Below are 19,030 nucleotides of genomic sequence, written 5' to 3'. Positions count from 1 at the left end.
CTAATTGAATATCAATTGTCTGGTAGCGATGGCGGAGAGGTCACACCTGTTCCCATACCGAACACAGAAGTTAAGCTTTCCAGCGCCGATGGTAGTTGGGGTTCCCCCTGCGAGAGTAGGACGCCGCCAGGCAATAAATACAAAAAAGGCAAGGTATGCATATCTTGCCTTTTTTGTATTTCGTGAAAGTATAAAGTTTTGCAAAAGGCTATTCTGACAAACCTAATTTTCCTAAAAGATAATAAACCAATACAAAATAAATGAGATTCTATTAAAAATATGCTAAATTTAAATAGGTCAAAAGACTGCAATTGCTTCTAAATGATATCAGGCTCAAATATGAATGATTTTTACAATTTGTACAAGAATAAGAGGAGCCTTTCTATAAAGGAGGAAACGAAATGGCAACGGAAGAAAAAGAGGTAAAGAAAGCAAGTGAAGGCGATACGATAAAAGTAGTTAAAGGTGAACAAAAAGGAAAAGAAGGTAAAGTACTTCTAGTAAGAGAAAACTCTGTTATCATTCAAACTGGAAAACATCAAGAAACTGGGGAGCCAATCAAAACAGTAGTGAATCATAAGAACTATAAACGTGTTAAGTAATAGAGAATATAACACAGGATGTAAGAGGCTAATTAGTTTATCTTTGGTGGATAAAAAATAAATTAACAAGTTAAAAGCATATCAAATCCAAAAGTGATTGGTATGCTTTTTTCGTTGAATATCAAAGTGTTCGGATTTAGGTTTTCCTCTTTGTTTAGGGATTCGTCACTCGATATAGTTAATTATTTAAACAATTAAATATTAGATATTAAAAGAATTCGGGATAAAACAAACCACTTTTAAAATGAAAAACCGCATGAAATCAATTTTAAAAACTTGATCTCATGCCGATTATTTTTTGAATATGTTCTATAGAAGTATGTTATTTCATGTGTTTTCTCCACGATCAGAACTACCAGGGTATTCGTTAAGTTATTTATTTTACCATTTCCACTTTTTGTTCTTTTACCATCTCTACAAATAATTCCAGAAATCGGTTATCGTCGGTAAGTTCTGGGTGAAAGGAACTGACTAGAATATGATCCTGTTTTGCTGCAACAATTTTCCCATTATATGTAGCCAAGATTTCCACATTCTTTCCCGCCGATTCGATATAAGGAGCACGAATGAAAATGGCGTTAAATGGATCGTTTAAACCCTTTACATCTAGCGCAGTTACAAAACTATCGACCTGCCTACCAAATGCGTTTCGCTTCACACTTATATCCATTAAGTTTAAATGACTCGTATAAGAATCGATAATTTCCTTTGCTATAAGAACCATACCGGCGCAAGTTCCAAATATAGGTATTCCCTTATTTGAAAACTCCTTAAGAGCTTCAAAAAATCTATAACGATCAATAAGTTTTCTCATCGTTGTGCTTTCCCCACCTGGAAGAATTAGTCCATTCACATCTTTTAATTGTTCGGGTTTCTTTACAATAAGACTTTGTAATCCTAAATCATGAATATGTTTAACGTGTTCTTCAATTGCTCCTTGAAGCCCAAGAACACCAATTGTTAATTTAGTCATTATTTTTCACATCCTGCTAACAAAACTATAACAGTTTCACTTTTCTGTTTACCATCCACGCTCTTGCATTCTATCTTCGTTTCCTAGTTTAGATATTTCTATTCCTTTCATTGCAGATCCTAATTCCTTAGATAATTTACCAATTAAATCATAATCCGTATAGTATGTTGTTGCTTGAACGATAGCATTGGCAAATTTCTCAGGACTCTCTGATTTGAAAATACCTGATCCAACGAATACACCGTCAGCTCCAAGTTCCATCATTAATGCTGCATCTGCTGGGGTTGCGACGCCACCTGCTGCAAAGTTAACGACGGGTAATTTTCCTGCTTCTTTAATTTGTTTTAATATCTCATATGGTGCACCAAGATTTTTCGCTTCTGTCATTAATTCGTCATCATTCATTCTGACTACCTTACGTACTTGGGCATTTACTTTACGCATGTGACGAACAGCTTCAACAATATTTCCTGTTCCTGGTTCTCCCTTTGTACGAAGCATAGATGCACCTTCACCGATACGACGTGCTGCTTCACCTAAATCACGGCATCCGCAGACAAATGGAACGGTAAAATCACTCTTCAATAAATGGAATTCCTCATCTGCAGGAGTTAAAACTTCACTTTCATCTATGTAATCAACACCCATAGCCTCTAACACTCTGGCTTCAGTAATATGTCCGATCCGTGCTTTTGCCATTACCGGAATAGATACGGCATTCATGACTTCTTCCATAATTCTTGGGTCAGCCATTCTAGCAACGCCACCAGCTTTACGAATATCAGATGGCACTCTTTCTAAAGCCATAACTGCAACTGCACCAGATGCTTCCGCAATTTTTGCTTGTTCCGCGTTTACAACGTCCATGATGACGCCACCTTTTTGCATTTGAGCCATTCCACGTTTTACTTCCTCAGTTCCTAATAACTTTTCCAATTAATCCAACTCCATTCTCTTTTCAAAATATATATTACATTATAAAAATAAATGTGATACTATTGGAAGTGTCAGTTTTTAATTAATTGAAGGGGTCAATTGAAAAGGAGTATAAAAATGGAGATGTTATCTTGTCATTTAAACCGATCAAGTAAAGTACCATTATATGAACAATTATATAATTTTATAAAAAACGAAATCATTGAAGGAAGAATAGAATACGGGGCTAAGCTTCCATCTAAAAGGAAATTATCTGAGTTTCTTAGAATCAGTCAAAATACGGTTGAGACGGCTTATGATCAATTACTAGCAGAAGGTTATGTCGAAAGTATTCCGAGAAAAGGTTATTTTGTATTAGCATATGAAGAATTAGAATATGTTCAGCAAAATGAAATAAAAGTGGGTGAAAAGGAAGTAGAGGAGGAAAGATTAACGTATCATTTTCACCCAAGTTGGATTGACACGGAAAATTTTCCCTTTAAAAAATGGAGAAAATATGCAAAAAATATGATTGATGAGAACTATCATTCTTTACTTTTATTAGGAGATATGCAAGGGGAATTGGAACTGCGACAGGAAATCGCACAATATTTATATCATGCTAGAGGAGTTCAATGTACACCTGAACAAGTCATCATTGGTGCAGGAAGTGAGATTTTACTACAGCAATTGATTCTTTTATTTAAGAGGGACACCATTTATGGAGTAGAGGATCCTGGATATCACATCATCTCAAAATTGCTGAAGAACAATGAAAAAGAAGTATATCCTTTACGAGTGGATGGGGATGGAATTAAAGTAAAGCAAATAGAAGATACAAATATTGATATCGTTTACGTTACACCTTCTCATCACTTTCCCTATGGCTCTGTTCTTTCCGTCAATCGAAGGATGCAATTATTAAAATGGGCTAGAGAATCGGAGAATCGATATATCATTGAAGATGATTATGATAGTGAGTTTCGGTATAGTGGTAAGGCTATTCCTTCTTTGCAAAGTATGGACCAAGCAGGAAAAGTAATTTATCTTGGATCGTTTTCCAAGTCACTTATTCCATCTTTGCGAATTAGTTATATGGTTTTACCGAAAAAGTTATGGAAGAGATATAAGGAAGAATTGTCTTTTTATCAATGTACTGTTTCCAGAATTGATCAGCATATCTTAACAGAGTTTATGAAAGAGGGCGACTTTGAAAGACATTTAAATCGAATGAGGAAAATTTACCGTAGAAAATTAGATAAAACGTTAGAGTTAATAAAACCTTTTAAAGAAATACAAGTGATTGGAGAACAATCCGGCCTTCATATTGTACTAGTTATAAAAAATGGGATGAGAGAGGAAGAGCTAGTAGAAAGAGCAAGGGAATCAAAGATTACTATCTATCCATTGTCCTATTATTTTCTTGAAAAGTGGGATAAAAATCCACCGATGATTATTTTAGGGTTTGCTGGTATTCCCGAGGGCGAATTGGAGAAGGCCATTCATTTATTATTTAATAGTTGGGAATTAGAGATGGGCAAATAGTTCGAGCAATTATTCATTTAATGATGTATTCGTTTTTACTGAAACTGCCAAGGAATTCGTTCGGTAAAATTTGAGTAAAAATGTAGTGGAAAAAGATTTGTAGTTATAATAGTTAAAAAATCCTTCCGAAAAAAATGAGAGGTTTCATCAAATTTTTTTCGATTAGGAGGTTTAAAACTTTCTGCTTTTGGGAATAGCAGTTGTTGTTAGAAAATTTCATTTTAAGTAGCTATAGTAAAATGCCAAGTTTTCTAATGTTTGATGCTATAAAAAAGAATAGCTTAGGGGGAAGAAGAGTGGAAAGAAATGAATTCTATTCAAGTATACCAAAACATTTATTGGGCGCCTTCTATATCTACATAAGTAAAAATATCGAGAAAGGGATTAAAATTAAAAAGATGAGAACTGAATTAGGCATAATTGAAAAGGAAGTAAGTAAAAGAAGAATGACCATTAGCGAACTGATTAAAGAAGGGGAAAGTTTCATTCAATTGAAGGTGCTTAAATAACCTAGCTCTATACAATAGAGCTTTATGTATTCAAATGCTCATTAATTCACAATTATAACTAGAAAATAATTGAAACCTTTATATATATACTTTCGTATGAAAAGGTATCATGATCAAATGGGGGATTGCAAAATGAAAAAGAGCATTACACTACTTTTACTTACGTTTGCCTTTTTGGGGCTTGCAGCCTGTAGTAGTGGAGATAAGGAAGTAAATGGGATTTATAACAAAGCTTTAGAAGCCGCAGAAGAAATGAACAGTGCAGAAGTAGATATAGAGATGAAACAGGAGATGAGTGTGCCTCAGGAAGAAGATGCCATGGTAATGGAAAGTCAAATGTCAGGAGCTATTATTACTGAACCACTCGTCATGCATCAAAAGGGAACAACTTCTATTTCGATGGGAGAAGAAATGGATGAGCCGATGGAAATGGAGCAAGAATTATATTTCGTTGATAACGAAATTTACAGTTATGACTCCATAACGGAAGAATGGTTAAAAATGGATGATTCTACAATTCCTATGGATTTCATTAATACAGAACAAATGGACACATCAGACCAGTTAAACATGTTTAAAGATTATGTAGATAATCTAAAATATGAAGAAACCGATGAGGCCTATATATTCCAATTCTCCCCTAATCAAGATGAAGTAAAAAATTTAACAGAAGATTTGCTCAAAGAGATTATACCAGAGGAACTCACTTCTCAAATGGGTGAAGAAATAACAGAAGTTCTTGAAAATACAGAGATTAATGATTTAGAAGTAGAAATATCGATTAATAAGGACTCCTATCAAATTGAGAAGTATCATGTAGATATGGATATGAAAATGACTGTTGAAGGAGAAGAAATGAATATTAAACAGAATGTGAATACTGTTTATCGTAATATAAATACAATTGAACATATTGAAATTCCTAAAGAAGTAAAAGAATCGGCAAAAGAAGTATCGGAATTTGAGTAGAAAAAAAGTCAACCATTTTGGCGAATGGTTGACTTTTAAATTTTAAGGAAAGATACGAACATGACCATTATCTGTAATTTCCACAGTCGAATAGCTTTCAAATGTTTTTACGTTCGTTATTTCGCTTCTTAGGGGGTTATTCGAATAAAAATAGAGATAAACCATATCCGGTTTATCTCATATTTTCATTACTTTTCCTTTACAGGTTTTCTCCAAACTCCTAATACAACTGCTGATATAATCATACCGATTGCTAAAGAAAGCAAGAAAAGAAGTGGTTTTTCTGCTAGTGGAATAACAAATATTCCACCATGAGGTGCTGGGATAGCAGTACTAAAGAATTGTGTTAGACCTCCGGCAATTGCAGCACCAAGAACAGAGGAACCTATTACACGTAATGGGTCTGCCGCAGCAAATGGAATAGCCCCTTCTGTAACAAAGGAAAGCCCCATTATATAGTTAGTAAGACCAGATTTTTTCTCTGATTCTGTAAATTTGTTTTTAAATAATGTAGTAGCTAAAGCGATAGCTAGTGGTGGAATCATCCCACCGGCCATAATTGCAGCCATTAAACTTCCATCACCAGTATCTGTGAAAATACCGATAGAAAAGGCATAAGCGGCTTTATTAAATGGTCCTCCCATATCAATTGCCATCATAGCACCTAGAATTGCTCCTAAAATAACAGCATTTCCAGTACCTAGGTTTTCTAAGAATGTTACCATAGCCGTATTAATGGTTGCAAAAATAGGACCGAAAATAAAGTACATTAGTAATCCTGTTACGAATAGACCTAACACTGGATAAATAAGGATTGGTTTTAGGCCTTCTACTGACTTCGGTAGACGATGAAATACTTTCTTAAGCCAAACAACAACATAACCAGCCAAGAAACCGGCAACTAAACCACCAAGAAAGCCCGCGTTACTATTAACGGCAATTAAACCACCAACCATACCGGGCATAAGTCCCGGACGATCAGCAATACTTAGGGCAATAAATCCAGCAAAAATCGGTATTAGGAAATCAAATGCATTTCCACCGAGATCGTTTAAGAAAGTAAAAATCGTACTCTCACTTCCAACAAAACTTTCCACTAGGAAGGAGATAGCAATTAAAATACCACCACCGACAACAAATGGAAGCATATGGGAGATTCCATTCATAATGTCTTTATAAATGCCACCCCATACCGAATTTGATTTTTCTTCGTTATTATCTGTTTGTTTCTCACCGTTATTACCTTGGTAAACAGGGGCATCTTTATTGACTGCCTTCGTAATTAACTCCTCTGTTTTATTAATTCCATCTGAAACAGGGCGTTGAATGAGATGTTTTCCGTTAAAACGTTCAAGGTCGACTTTTTTACTTGCTGCAATTATAACAGCATTGGCACGTTCAATTTCATCCTTGGATAGTGAATTTTTAGCTCCGTCTGACCCTTGGGTTTCCACCCGAATATCGACATTCATTTCTTTTGCTTTTTTCTTTAAAGCATCCTCTGCCATATACGTATGGGCTATTCCTGTGGGACAAGCGGTAATTGCGACTACAAATGGTTTCGTTCCATTTGTTTCCTTTTCTTCATCCGCACGTTCTTCTTGTTCTACTTCTTCTTGCTCCTCATCAAATAAAGCATGGATTTCTTCTGGAGTTTTGGCGTTTTTTAAACTGTCGACAAATTCCTTATCAATTAATTGACGAGATAAAGCGGCTAATGTTTCTAAATGAGTGTTATTTGCTCCCTCTGGTACAGCAATCATGAAGAAAAGGTAAGCAGGTTGTCCGTCAAGTGATTCATAATTGACACCTTTGTTACTTTTTGCGAATAAAACAGTTGGTTTTTCCACTGCTTTGTTTTTAGCATGTGGCATGGCAATACCATCACCAAGTCCTGTTGATGTTTGTGCTTCTCGCTTTAAAATAGCTTCTTTGAACTCAGTTACATCTGTGATGACACCATGTTTATCTAGACTTTCAATCATCTCATCAATGACAGCTTCTTTCTCAGTTGCTTGAAGGTCAAGGAGCATGATGTCTTTTCTAAGTAAATCGGTTATTTTCATGACTATCTCCTTTGTTAAATTTCTTTAATTTCTATTTGATTGAGAAGGGAAAGGATTGTTTCCTTTTTCGCTAAATCATCTGAAAAAGCTGTTGCACTTCCACAAGCAATTCCCATTTTAAATGCAGATATTGGATCCTGATTTTTGGTGAATTCACCGATAAATCCAGCAATCATGGAATCTCCTGCACCTACGGAATTTTTTACGTTTCCCTTTGGATTGAATCCTTGATAAATTCCATTATTAGTAAATAGTAATGCACCGTCACCTGCCATCGATACAATGACATGCTTCGCTCCCATTTCTAGTAATTTTTTACCATAAGGGATTACATCTTGAATAGTATTTAAACTTACATGGAATAGCTCGGATAACTCTTCACGATTCGGCTTTACTAAAAGCGGTTGATAAGAGAGTGTTGCTTTTAAATCTTTACCGGTCGTATCAATTACAAATTCCGCTTGTGCTTTTTTTACCTTTTTAACCATTTCTTCATAAAAATCTTCTGATAGGGATGGTGGTTTACTCCCTGATAAGATAACCGTATCCTTTTTATTCACGTTGTCTAACCTTGATAAAAGCTCATTGGCCTCAGATGGTGTAATAGTAGGGCCTTGACCATTAATTTCAGTTTCAACGTCAGATTTGAGTTTAATATTGATTCGAGTATCATCGGAAATGGAGATGAAATCTGAATGAATCCCATCTTTGTTTAACCGATCATTTATGAAATTACCTGTGAAACCTCCAAGAAAACCAATTGCTGTTGTATCACTTTCTAATTCCGTTAACACTCTTGAAACGTTGATGCCTTTTCCACCAGGAAATTTTGCATCGTCGTTCATTTTATTTAATTCACCTAGATGAAAAGGGTTAACGTGAACAATGTAATCAATAGAAGGGTTCAGTGTTATCGTATAAATCATCATTTTGCCTCCAAAATTGTTGTTTTTTCCTTAAATAATGATAGATCTTCTTTGGAATCATTTGTTATGATTGTCACATCTTCTAAGTCAAACAAATGAACAAAATTGACCTTATTCCATTTTGTATGATCAGCCAATATATAGGTCATGGAGGAGTGTTGTTGTGCCATTTTCTTTATGGCTGCTTCTTCAGGATCAGGGGTCGTTAAACCAAATTCGATGTCTATACCGTTTACCCCAAGAAAGGCTTTATTAAAACGAAACGATTGCAGGTTCGTTAAACTTGTAGAACCAACCATGGCTTTAGTGCCTTGCTTAATTCTTCCTCCAATCAATATCGTTTTAATTTGTTTATCGATTAGTAGAGAAGCATGTTGGATTCCATTGGTTACTACTGTAATATTCCCTTTTTCAATGAAATCTATCATGGCCATTGTTGTCGTACCGGCATCTAAGAAAATAACATCATTTTCTTCTATTAGTGATGTAGCCACTTTTCCGATTACGGATTTTTCTTGAACGTTTTTGAGTGACTTTTCACTAACAGTTAATTCCTCATCAATTTGATATATGCGTTTCGCTCCTCCGTGGATGCGCTTAATTTTCCCTTCGTTATGTAGGGTTTCAAGGTCTCGGCGAATCGTTGACTCCGAACAGTTTAATGCTTTCATTAAGTCTTGGGTTTTTACGATTCCTTGCCTTTTTACCATGTCTACTATTATGGGATGTCTTTCTTCGGTTAACATAGCATAACCTCCCACGCAGTATTTTAACACCAAAAACATTCAAAAACAATCAGTAAATACCATCTTGTTTAAACGTTTTTGGGGAAATTTGAATTCAGAAAAAATAATTAATTGACACTTTTAAAAACTTATATTATTATGTTAAAAAACAATTTTTAATATAAAAGGAGAATCGACATGAACCGCATCCAACAATTAAAAAATAATAACATTCTCATTATTAACTTAATTAGCTAGGACTGAAACATTTCCATTAAATATATGGTAATTGTTTGAGTCCGTTTTGCGTATTAACTTTTGAAGCGGCGCTCAAGCAATTAAGTTAAGCGCCCATCCATTCCGGAGGGCTTTTTATTTTCCCTAAATTTAATAGAAACAATCAATTCACGTAAATTAGGAGGCAAAAGGATGAAGAAATCAACAAAAGAATATTTGGTAGATAGAACATATAAAGCTTCGATCGGACTAGCAAATGCGGTTCTCGTAACATTAGGGATTGGCCTTCTAATTGAAACTCTAGGAAATTTTACAGGCTGGCAAGGATTTATAACGGTTGGGATGGCAGCGCAATTAATGCTTGCTCCGGCAATTGGTGCAGGTATAGCGTATCAACTAGGTGGAAATACACTTATCATATTTAGCGCGATGGCCACTGCAACAGTTGGTGCTGGAGCATTAAATATAAATGCAGATGGATCGTGGGTTCTTACCACAGGACAACCTATAAGCGCGGTAGTAGCAGCTGTACTTGCGATTTATGTTGGTAAAAAGGTAGCAGGAAAAACAAAGCTAGATATGATGGCAATTCCGTTCGCTGCCATATTTGTAGGAGGAGTTTGCGGAGTTGGTATAGCAGCAATTGTTACACCATTACTAGAACTGATTAGTGCACAAATAACGAATGCTGTGTCAGGCTCACCATTGATTGGGGCTATGTTGATTTCTCTTGTATGGAGTGTTTTCCTTATGTCTCCTGCATCTTCCGCGGCAATTGCAATCGCACTTCAATTGGACCCGGTTTCGAGTGCGGCTGCTTTGATTGGATGTACCGCACAGTTTGCTGGATGGACGGCAATGTCGTTTAGGCAAAACAAGGCTGGTGCAAATATCGCACAATCTTTAATTACACCAAAAGTACAAGTTCCGAACTTAGTAAGAAATCCAAAATTAGTAATTGGACCATTCTTATCGGCTATCATTTGTGCACCAATAGCAATACTTGTTTTTAATTTCCAAGTACCATATCAGTTAGCTGGATTAGGTTTGAACTCACTAATTGCCCCAATTAATATCATAGTCAACCAAGGAATCGGAGTTTTCCTAATGTACATTGTTATTAGTGTAGTTCTACCAGCTGTTATTTCTGTAGCTATATATCATGCATTGAAACTAAAAGGCTGGGCCGAAACTGGTGATCTAAAAATGGAAGTACAATAATAAAAAAACTAAGGCACTTTACCAACCCTTTGGTGAATGCCTTAGTTTTTTTAAAAGAACGGTACAAATCACATATTAGGGCACTTGCCTAATATAATAATTAAAAAGTATATCAACTATGATAAGGGAAAATATAAAAATGAATAAATCATTTTGAGGTGGAAAGATGAAAGATAAGCTTTCAAGTACCATGTTAAATATAGATAATGTAAAGGTCTATTGTGAATATGTTTGTAATGAAAAACCACCAGTTATCCTTATTCATGGTTTTGTGTCTTCCACTTATACGTTTAATAAAATCATTCCCCTTTTAGAAAAAGACTTCTCCATTGTTGCAATAGATCTACCTGGTTTTGGGAGAAGCGAGAAGTCTATATCATTTTTTTATTCTTATGAAAACTATGCAAGATTAGTAATAAAAATTATGGACTACTTTGGTATGGATGCCGTTTGCATTGTTGGTCATTCGATGGGAGGTCAAATAGCCCTTAATATTGCAAAATTAATTCCAGATAAGGTAAAGAAATTATTTTTAATAGCCAGTTCCGGTTATTTAAAAAGCTCGAACAGGTTATTAGTGTATTCTTCCTATTTACCTTTCTTTAGTTTGTATGTAAAAAGAGCTATTAATAGTCGTAGTGTGATGGATAGTTTAAGAAATGTATTTTATAACCAATCCAATATTACTGCCGACCATATAAGAGAATTCGAAAGACCTATAAAGGAGAAAAACTTTCCCAAATCCCTAATCCGTTTGTTACGTCATCGTGAAGGAGATTTATCTTCTTACGAGTTGGGTAAAATTAACACCCCTACCTTACTTATATGGGGGGAAGATGATCGGGTGGTTCCATTACGTATAGGAAAACGGCTAGTTCAAGACTTACCGAATGCAGAAATAATTACTTTTAAGGAAACGGGGCATTTAGTGTCAGAGGAAAGACCAAATGAAGTTTCAACTCTTATTTCTTCTTATTTAATTTAAAGGACTAATTGCTCAACGATCTTAAATGTAGTTTAATGTATGTTATATTGTAACTATTATTTTTCAGGTATAAAGGCTAAGATTACAATAAAATTGATATAATTGGTATAATAGCTAATGAATACTCCCACCACTTAATTTTCTAACAAAAATTTGAAGTAGGGGTTTCAAACGATCGAACATACATGGATGAACGCTTAACGTTGGCGGACGAATAAACATATATTTTCTGGTACAAAAAGGCGATTCACCTCCTACTTACTCATTGGGTTACCCCTTACACATACCTTGAGGATGGGAGTCCTCTCGCCTAATAATAATAGAAAAACGACATAGGAGAGATAGTATGATTACAATTAATAAGGCAGAGAATATATTTTATGTTGGGGATGATGTAAAGGAGCCAATTGCAGAGTTAACATTTAATCAGTCTAGTGGCAATAATATTGTGGTAGATCATACTTATGTATCTGATGAACTTCGCGGTCAAGGAATTGCTGGACAACTAGTAGAAAAAGTAGTTGCCTATGCACGTGAAAATAATAAGAAAATTATTCCGTTATGTCCATACGTGAAGCGGAAATTGGAAGAAACTCCAGAATATCACGATGTGCTTTCCGAAAAGTAAATTAAAGAGAGGTGCGATTGGCGAATGTATCTAACTGTACAGGAAACTGCAGATTATTTATCTATGCCAGTAACAAAGGTTTCTGCATTAGTACTGCAAGGACGAATACGTGCAATCCATGATGGTGAGCAGTACCTAATTAATCAAAATCAATTCACCACGCATTTCGAACAAGTAGAAAAATATCGACTAATGATTCAGGAATACCTAAATGAACCTATTCCTGATGATATTGATGTGAAAGATGAAGATTAGAAAAAAAGTGAAGTGAATGCAAAGCTTAAAAGCATTCACTTCACTTTTTTATTTGCATGAATTAGTAATGCACAGGAACAATAAGAGTAAATAATGTTAAGCGGAGGATGAATCATGAAGTTTAACTATTTAATACCTATCGTATTAGGGATATTTTTTTCCTTTTTTATGACGGAACAATTATTGGCGGAGGAAAATAAAGAGGGTATCGAAGTAGGGAATAAAGCGCCTGATTTTGAAATAGAAACGTTAAATGGAGAAAAAGTAAGCTTGTCTGATTATAAAGGAAAACCAGTCATGCTTAATTTCTGGGCAACTTGGTGTCCACCTTGTCAAGTTGAAATGCCAGACATGCAAAAATTTCATGAAAAACATGAAGTAGTCGTTTTAGCTGTTAATTTATTAGACACAGAAATGAAAAGGGATCATGTTCAAAAATTTGTGGATGAATTTGGCATGACCTTTACCATTGGGCTAGATGGGGATGGGGCCGTTTCAAGCAAATATCGAATCAATCCCATTCCTACGACTTATATGATTGATTCAAAAGGGATTATTCGGCATAAATCGCTAGGAGCTATGCCATACGAAACAATGGTAGAGCATTTAAATAAGATGGATTAAAAAATATTTTGAATTGAACGGTAACTTATGCTACAATGAAATAGAATTTAATAACGAATATATTCCTTCGGGGCAGGGTGAAATTCCCTACCGGCGGTGATGAAGCAATGCTTCAAAGTCCGTGACCCGTGCGGTTATGATACCAAGCGGTGGATCTGGTGAGAATCCGGAACCGACAGTTAAAGTCTGGATGGGAGAAGGAATTTTAGAATGGCGTATTTTGGTCTATACTGTATTTGTATAGGTTAAAAATGCTTTATTTTGCTAACTAAAATTCTAACCTTTTAGCTCTCGATGGTATTACTGTCGAGAGCTTTTTGCATTTATTTAAATATCTTATACCCCTGATGAAGGAATAAAAGGAGGGAGATTTGTGTTCACAGGTATTATTGAGGAAATTGGAACTGTAAAAAAGATCCAAAAGGTTTCTGATCAAGCTGTAACGATGACTATTTCTTCGAGTAAAATTCTTGAAGATGTCGGGTTAGGCGATAGCATCTCAGTAAACGGTATTTGTTTAACCGTTACTCATTTCACATCTGATTATTTTGAAGTCGATGCCATGCCAGAAACGATAAAAGCTACATCGTTAAACAGTCTAAAAAAAGGATCTTCCGTAAATTTAGAAAGGGCTATGGCAGCGAATGGAAGATTTGGCGGGCATTTTGTCTCTGGACATATTGATGCTACAGGGAAAATAGTTAAAAAGAAAAAAGAACAAAATGCTATTTATTACGACATAGAAATTCCCAACGACTTAACCAAATACATCTTGCCTAAGGGTTCCATAACAGTGGATGGAACTAGTTTAACTATATTTGGAATCCAAAAAAGTATTTTTACGATTTCCTTAATTCCACATACTGCAAAAGAAACGATTCTTGGCGAAAAAGAAGAAGGAGATATTGTAAATATTGAGTGTGATATGCTCGCAAAGTATGTTCAAAAAATGCTTCAAAACGATGATCACGAGCAGAAAGTAAATCGAATAAGTAAAGACTTTTTACAACAAAATGGCTTTATGTAAAGGAGTGAAAAAATGCATACAATTGAAGAGGCTATAGCTGATTTACAAAAAGGAAAACCAATTATTGTAAGTGATGACGAAAATCGAGAAAATGAAGGAGACTTTGTTGCTTTATCTGACAGAATAACACCAGAAGTCATCAATTTTATGATTACCCATGGAAAAGGACTTGTATGTACACCGATAGAAGAGAAATTGGCAAAAAAAATAGGTTTGTATCGAATGGCTAGAGAAAACACCGATCCACTTGTTACAGCTTTTACAATATCCATCGATCATATAAAGACAACAACTGGTATAAGTGCTTATGAGCGAGCATTAACGATTCGCGCATTAATGGAAACGGGGGTAAAAGAAGAGGACTTTAAAAAACCTGGACATGTTTTTCCAATCATTGCTAAAGATGGTGGTGTTCTTACACGCCCAGGTCATACAGAGGCTGCTGTGGATTTGGCGAAATTAAGTGGAGCTTTTCCATCCGGGGTTATTTGCGAAATTATTAAAGAAGACGGAACAATGGCTCGAATGCCTCACTTAGAAGCGTTGGCAAAAAAGTTTGATTTGAAATTTATTACGATTGCAGACTTAATTGCATATCGAAAGAAAACAGAAATGATCATTTCTTAGGGAAATATAGAAGAAAAGGGGAGAAATAAATGGTAAATACAATCGTAGGAAATTTAGTTGGAACAGATTTAAGAATTGGAATCGTAGTTGGAAGATTTAACGAATTTATTACGAGTAAATTATTAGATGGTGCTATTGACACATTAAAAAGACATGGTGTGAGTGAAGATCAAATGGATGTAGCTTGGGTTCCTGGGGCATTTGAAATTCCGTTAATTGCCGACAAAATGGCGAATCAAGATAGATATGATGCAGTGATAACGTTAGGTACGGTTATACGTGGTTCTACTCCTCATTTTGATTATGTATGTAATGAAGCTGCTAAAGGTGTTGCACAAGCTTCTGTGAAAAGCGGGAAACCTGTTGTGTTTGGGGTATTGACGACGGAAACAATCGAACAAGCAATAGAAAGAGCCGGAACAAAGGCGGGAAATAAAGGCGCAGAAGCTGCTGTAACGGCAATTGAAATGGCAAATATGATGAAATTAATAGGGTAATGATTTGGAGCCAAGTATGTACATATTATACATACTTGGTTTTTTGTTTTCTTAAGTGGAAAAATATAGTCTTCTAAGCTAAACTAAAGGTTGGAAGAACTTAAGATGATTCGAGATATTTATCCCACCATCAGTGGGCGATGAAGGAAAACCTCCACTGATGGAAGTCTTCTTTATTACATTCTGGGGGAGATGACAATGAAACTATTATTAGGCCAACTGGCATTAACATTCGTAATTTGGATTGCAATGGCTGTTTTCTATAGTGATATGAATCAAGGAAGTAAGTTGATTTTTTATTTAGTAACTTCATGGTTATTATTTATTTTTGTAGTGGTGATCAAAACATGGTTGACAAATCGAAAAGAGAATGCAAAATAAGCATTTATTTAAAGGAAGATACCTATGCTAACAATTGAAAATTTATATAAGTCGTATGGCGAAAAAGTGTTATTTAAAGATATTACGTGTACCATCTCGCCAAATGAGCGAATAGGAGTAATCGGGGTTAATGGTACAGGAAAGTCCACCTTTTTAAAGGTAATTGCTGGAATTGATTCTACAGAAAAGGGAGATATTTATCATCCGAAAGATTATCATATAGAGTATTTAGCTCAAGAACCAGAACTTAATCCAGAATTATCGGTGATGGAACAAATCTACTATGGTGAAGCAGAAATCATGAGATTAATGCGGGGGTATGAAGCGGCTTTACTAAAGCTCCAACAAGATCCTGAAAACCCTGATATTCAAAGTCATTTAATGAAAATGCAACAAAAAATGGATGAAGAAGATGCTTGGGAAGCTAATACCACTGCCAAAACGGTATTAACAAAGCTTGGTATTATTGATTTTGATAAAAAGGTCTCTGAACTTTCTGGTGGTCAGAAGAAGAGAGTAGCGATTGCGAAAGCTTTAATTCAACCAGCGGATTTATTAATTTTGGATGAACCGACCAACCACTTAGATAATGAAACCGTGGAATGGTTGGAAAAGTATTTGCAAACATATAAAGGTTCTTTATTATTAGTAACGCATGATCGTTACTTCTTAGATCGAGTAACAAATAAGATCTTTGAGTTGGATAAAGGGAATTTATATATTTATGAAGGAAATTACCAAGTTTTCTTAGAAAAAAAGGCTGAACGCGAAGAGCTAGAGATGAGTAATGAAATAAAACATCAAAACACTTTAAGACGGGAATTAGCGTGGCTGAGACGAGGCGCAAAAGCTCGTTCGACAAAGCAAAAGGCTAGAATCAATCGTGCTCAGGAGATGAAAGAGAAATCATTCGATACGAAAAAAGATCAGCTTGAATTTCAGGTAGGCTCAACTAGGTTAGGTAAGAAGGTATTAGAATTAAAAGGAATTTCTAAAACCTTTGCAGGCAAAACATTAATTAAAGATTTCAGTCATCTAGTTGTCCCGGGGGATCGTATCGGAATTATTGGACCAAATGGCTCGGGAAAATCAACTTTACTTAATATGATGGCGGCTCGTATAGAAGCTGATGATGGGGAAATTGATATTGGGGAAACGGTCAAAATTGGTTATTACACACAAGGTGATGAAGAACTAGACGGAGATTTACGAATCATTGACTATATCAAGGAAGTTGCCGAGGTCATCCATACAAAAGATGGGCAAATGATTACTGCGGAACAAATGTTAGAGAGATTTTTATTTTCTAGGTATGAACAATATACGTATATTCGTAAACTTTCTGGTGGGGAGAAACGTAGACTTTATCTACTAAAAGTATTAATGACAGAGCCCAATGTATTATTTCTAGACGAACCAACGAATGATTTAGACACACAAACACTAAGTATTTTGGAAGAGTATTTGGATCATTTCCCCGGTGTCGTTCTCACTGTATCCCATGATCGTTATTTTTTAGATCGGGTAGTGGATCAACTATTTGTATTTAAAGGAAATGGACGAATCGATCTCTTTTACGGAAACTACAGTGAGTATTTAGATAAACTAGGAATGGAAAGAAGAGTGGAAGTCAAGGCTGAAAAGGTAAAGGAGACAGCAAAACCGAAAAAGCAACGAAAAAAATTATCGTATATGGATCAGAAAGAATGGGATCAAATAGAGGATCAAATAACGGAATTGGAAATGAAAATAGAAGCATTACAAAATGGTATTGTTGAAGCTGGAAGTGATGCTGAGAAAGTTCAGGAGTTATTTAAAGAACAGCAAGAAGTTGAAGCGGAGCTAGAAGCAAAAATGGAGCGTTGGGAAGAATTGTCTTTACTGATAGAAGAAATGGAAAATGCCTAGAAGATATGTTTAAATATATGTTTTTAGTGGAAAATAATATAAGATTATTCGAGGATGAATCTTAGAAAACTTAGCATTCACTATTAGTGTGTTTAAAAAGACCGAGTCGGCTAAGAACACAACGTCCTGGGACTACGATTACTCATCCCGCGGTAAAGATTTGTTGCAACGCTGCCCCTACATAGGGAGACGTGAGTTAGCCGCAAAGGCTGTTTTAGTCGGCCTTCCTTTAATTTGTTTTCTGCGCGTCGGGAATTCGAAGTGTCATTTTTACTGGACTTTTTGAATAACCTCTATTAGAATTTAGCAATGCTTGGTTGGCTTATGTAGGGGAAGTCTTCTTTATGCTTTCCTACGACCAGCTAACATAAAGAGATAAGTCCTATACTTTTTTCTGAACTTTTATCTTTATTAATCAACTAGGAGGAATTAAATGAAACTTTTCCAGGTAAGAAAGGGTCAATTTGTTTTCTATAAAAATGAATTGCATAAAGTATATAGTGTAAAACCAATGTTTAAAAGATCAGTCCATTTATATCGCTTAAAGGATATGCAACAAGTTTTAACGCAAGCGAAAGAGATACAGTATTACAAACCGAAACATAATGATACATTTATTTTTTATGGTAAACGTTACACAATTGACGAAAATGAAAAAGCTAAGCCTGGAGATTATATTCTCATCGTTAAACCGGCACCAGACTTTCTTGATCACTATTCTTTAAATGAAATTGAAAAGGTAGAAAGTGTGGAAGGTGGAAATGTTGTAACGACAAGAGATAATGGTGTTAAACATCATGAGTATGTCGTATTAGTTCCTGGTAAGAAAGACGCTAGCCAGGAAATTGCTTATTATGACAAGAGCCTAGTACCCGAAGAAAAACAATTACAAGATGAATCGATTTCGTATTTAGCTGAAAATGATGATGCATTAAACCCGGTTGTTGGGGATATTTATTTGGATGTTCAAAACAAAACAAAAGCAATGATTGTGGCAATGACAGAAGACGAGGTTGTTTTTGGGCATGGAGTAAGAGTGCATGTTGCCGAGCTTTTAAACGAAGACAACTATGAATTGCTATATCGATTTGATGAAGATTAAATAGAATTAAAAAAGCAGAGCAAATTGAATTTGCTCTGCTTTTTTTAATGAAAGAGTGTTTGGGCTGTGACAGGTTTTCATGGACGATTGAAGGAGGAAACCAGCCAGATTTGTCCGTGACAAAGGATCTCATGGACGATTGGAGAAGAAAACTAGTTAGATTTGTCCATGATAAGGGATCTCACGGACGATTGAAGGAGGAAACCAGCCAGATTTGTCCGTGATAAAGGATGATATTGTATCTATAAAGTAGACAATTTTAGAAAGTGTCCTATTCATTTGATAATCTTATATATAGAATTAGATAG

General features: G+C 35.4%; 19 protein-coding genes, 1 rRNA gene, 1 pseudogene and 1 riboswitch. Of the genes and pseudogenes, 16 read left to right on the top strand and 5 right to left on the bottom strand.

Going from position 1 to position 19,030, the window contains the following annotated elements; translation table 11 throughout:
* The first annotated feature begins 18 nt into the window (after window positions 1–18).
* Together rrf and KM885_RS16670 are read left to right on the top strand one after the other, a co-directional pair.
* Window positions 19–132, top strand: a 5S ribosomal RNA gene (gene rrf, locus KM885_RS16675).
* A 269-nt stretch (window positions 133–401) separates the two neighbouring features.
* Window positions 402–602, top strand: coding sequence for a DUF2187 family protein (locus KM885_RS16670; protein ID WP_047185736.1), 201 nt, complete (start codon window positions 402–404; stop codon window positions 600–602).
* 376 nt (window positions 603–978) lie between these two features.
* On the opposite strand, the gene pdxT is transcribed toward KM885_RS16670, so the two are convergent.
* Both pdxT and pdxS read right to left on the bottom strand, forming a co-directional pair.
* Window positions 979–1,575: a pyridoxal 5'-phosphate synthase glutaminase subunit PdxT gene (pdxT, locus tag KM885_RS16665; protein WP_216884287.1), complete on the bottom strand. Its 597-nt coding sequence runs from the start codon at window positions 1,573–1,575 to the stop codon at window positions 979–981.
* A 48-nt stretch (window positions 1,576–1,623) separates the two neighbouring features.
* A complete protein-coding gene (gene pdxS / locus KM885_RS16660) occupies window positions 1,624–2,511 on the bottom strand; it encodes a pyridoxal 5'-phosphate synthase lyase subunit PdxS (protein WP_047185734.1) in 888 nt (295 codons plus the stop codon).
* 117 nt (window positions 2,512–2,628) lie between these two features.
* Between pdxS and pdxR the strand changes: the two genes are divergently transcribed.
* The 3 genes from pdxR to KM885_RS16645 all read left to right on the top strand — a co-directional run bounded on the left by pdxR (window position 2,629) and on the right by KM885_RS16645 (window position 5,513).
* A complete protein-coding gene (gene pdxR / locus KM885_RS16655) occupies window positions 2,629–4,035 on the top strand; it encodes a MocR-like pyridoxine biosynthesis transcription factor PdxR (RefSeq protein ID WP_047185733.1) in 1,407 nt (468 codons plus the stop codon).
* A gap of 296 nt (window positions 4,036–4,331) precedes the next feature.
* Window positions 4,332–4,544 carry a hypothetical protein gene (locus tag KM885_RS16650; protein ID WP_128723430.1) on the top strand — a complete coding sequence of 71 codons (213 nt, stop codon included), beginning with the start codon at window positions 4,332–4,334 and terminating at the stop codon, window positions 4,542–4,544.
* Between the two features lie 132 nt (window positions 4,545–4,676).
* Window positions 4,677–5,513 (top strand): DUF6612 family protein, encoded by an 837-nt coding sequence (locus KM885_RS16645; RefSeq protein WP_216884286.1) that lies wholly within the window; start codon window positions 4,677–4,679, stop codon window positions 5,511–5,513.
* Window positions 5,514–5,701: 188 nt separating this feature from the next.
* Here KM885_RS16645 and KM885_RS16640 read toward each other — a convergent pair whose 3' ends face one another.
* Genes KM885_RS16640 through KM885_RS16630 form a run of 3 tightly spaced genes read right to left on the bottom strand, consistent with a single transcriptional unit; the run spans window position 5,702 to window position 9,251 of the window.
* Window positions 5,702–7,579, bottom strand: a complete 1,878-nt coding sequence (locus KM885_RS16640; RefSeq protein WP_204798675.1) for a PTS fructose transporter subunit IIABC — start codon at window positions 7,577–7,579, stop codon at window positions 5,702–5,704.
* 14 nt (window positions 7,580–7,593) lie between these two features.
* A complete protein-coding gene (pfkB, locus tag KM885_RS16635) occupies window positions 7,594–8,505 on the bottom strand; it encodes a 1-phosphofructokinase (RefSeq protein ID WP_047185729.1) in 912 nt (303 codons plus the stop codon).
* Window positions 8,505–9,251 (bottom strand): DeoR/GlpR family DNA-binding transcription regulator, encoded by a 747-nt coding sequence (locus KM885_RS16630; RefSeq protein WP_047185728.1) that lies wholly within the window; start codon window positions 9,249–9,251, stop codon window positions 8,505–8,507. The genes pfkB and KM885_RS16630 overlap by 1 nt, the downstream gene beginning before the upstream one ends.
* A 408-nt stretch (window positions 9,252–9,659) precedes the next feature.
* On the opposite strand from KM885_RS16630, the gene KM885_RS16625 reads away from it, so the two are divergent.
* The 11 genes and pseudogenes from KM885_RS16625 to KM885_RS16575 all read left to right on the top strand — a co-directional run bounded on the left by KM885_RS16625 (window position 9,660) and on the right by KM885_RS16575 (window position 18,722).
* Window positions 9,660–10,688: a PTS sugar transporter subunit IIC gene (locus KM885_RS16625; protein ID WP_216884285.1), complete on the top strand. Its 1,029-nt coding sequence runs from the start codon at window positions 9,660–9,662 to the stop codon at window positions 10,686–10,688.
* A gap of 166 nt (window positions 10,689–10,854) precedes the next feature.
* Entirely contained in the window at window positions 10,855–11,673 is an 819-nt protein-coding gene (locus KM885_RS16620) for an alpha/beta fold hydrolase (RefSeq protein ID WP_047185726.1), read from the top strand.
* 346 nt (window positions 11,674–12,019) lie between these two features.
* Entirely contained in the window at window positions 12,020–12,301 is a 282-nt protein-coding gene (locus KM885_RS16615; RefSeq protein ID WP_145523822.1) for a GNAT family N-acetyltransferase, read from the top strand.
* A 24-nt stretch (window positions 12,302–12,325) separates the two neighbouring features.
* Complete coding sequence (locus KM885_RS16610) at window positions 12,326–12,556, top strand: excisionase family DNA-binding protein (RefSeq protein ID WP_047185724.1); 231 nt, start codon at window positions 12,326–12,328, stop codon at window positions 12,554–12,556.
* Between the two features lie 114 nt (window positions 12,557–12,670).
* Window positions 12,671–13,180 carry a TlpA disulfide reductase family protein gene (locus KM885_RS16605; protein WP_047185723.1) on the top strand — a complete coding sequence of 170 codons (510 nt, stop codon included), beginning with the start codon at window positions 12,671–12,673 and terminating at the stop codon, window positions 13,178–13,180.
* Between the two features lie 59 nt (window positions 13,181–13,239).
* Window positions 13,240–13,386, top strand: a riboswitch (FMN riboswitch).
* Between the two features lie 167 nt (window positions 13,387–13,553).
* Window positions 13,554–14,207, top strand: coding sequence for a riboflavin synthase (gene ribE, locus KM885_RS16600; RefSeq protein ID WP_060668445.1), 654 nt, complete (start codon window positions 13,554–13,556; stop codon window positions 14,205–14,207).
* Window positions 14,208–14,219: 12 nt separating this feature from the next.
* Window positions 14,220–14,828: pseudogene (gene ribB, locus KM885_RS16595) on the top strand (3,4-dihydroxy-2-butanone-4-phosphate synthase); the annotation flags it as partial.
* Between the two features lie 35 nt (window positions 14,829–14,863).
* Window positions 14,864–15,331 (top strand): 6,7-dimethyl-8-ribityllumazine synthase, encoded by a 468-nt coding sequence (gene ribH, locus KM885_RS16590; RefSeq protein ID WP_145523825.1) that lies wholly within the window; start codon window positions 14,864–14,866, stop codon window positions 15,329–15,331.
* Between the two features lie 198 nt (window positions 15,332–15,529).
* Window positions 15,530–15,712: a hypothetical protein gene (locus KM885_RS16585; RefSeq protein WP_216884283.1), complete on the top strand. Its 183-nt coding sequence runs from the start codon at window positions 15,530–15,532 to the stop codon at window positions 15,710–15,712.
* A gap of 24 nt (window positions 15,713–15,736) precedes the next feature.
* Entirely contained in the window at window positions 15,737–17,620 is a 1,884-nt protein-coding gene (locus KM885_RS16580; protein WP_244987058.1) for an ABC-F family ATP-binding cassette domain-containing protein, read from the top strand.
* A 433-nt stretch (window positions 17,621–18,053) separates the two neighbouring features.
* Window positions 18,054–18,722 (top strand): hypothetical protein, encoded by a 669-nt coding sequence (locus KM885_RS16575; RefSeq protein WP_047185718.1) that lies wholly within the window; start codon window positions 18,054–18,056, stop codon window positions 18,720–18,722.
* Window positions 18,723–19,030 lie beyond the last annotated feature (308 nt).

The organism is Oceanobacillus caeni, assembly GCF_019037185.1.
GTDB lineage: Bacteria > Bacillota > Bacilli > Bacillales > Amphibacillaceae > Oceanobacillus > Oceanobacillus caeni.
The sequence above is the reverse complement of the archived record's forward strand: the minus strand, read 5'-3'. Positions and strand labels throughout refer to the sequence as shown.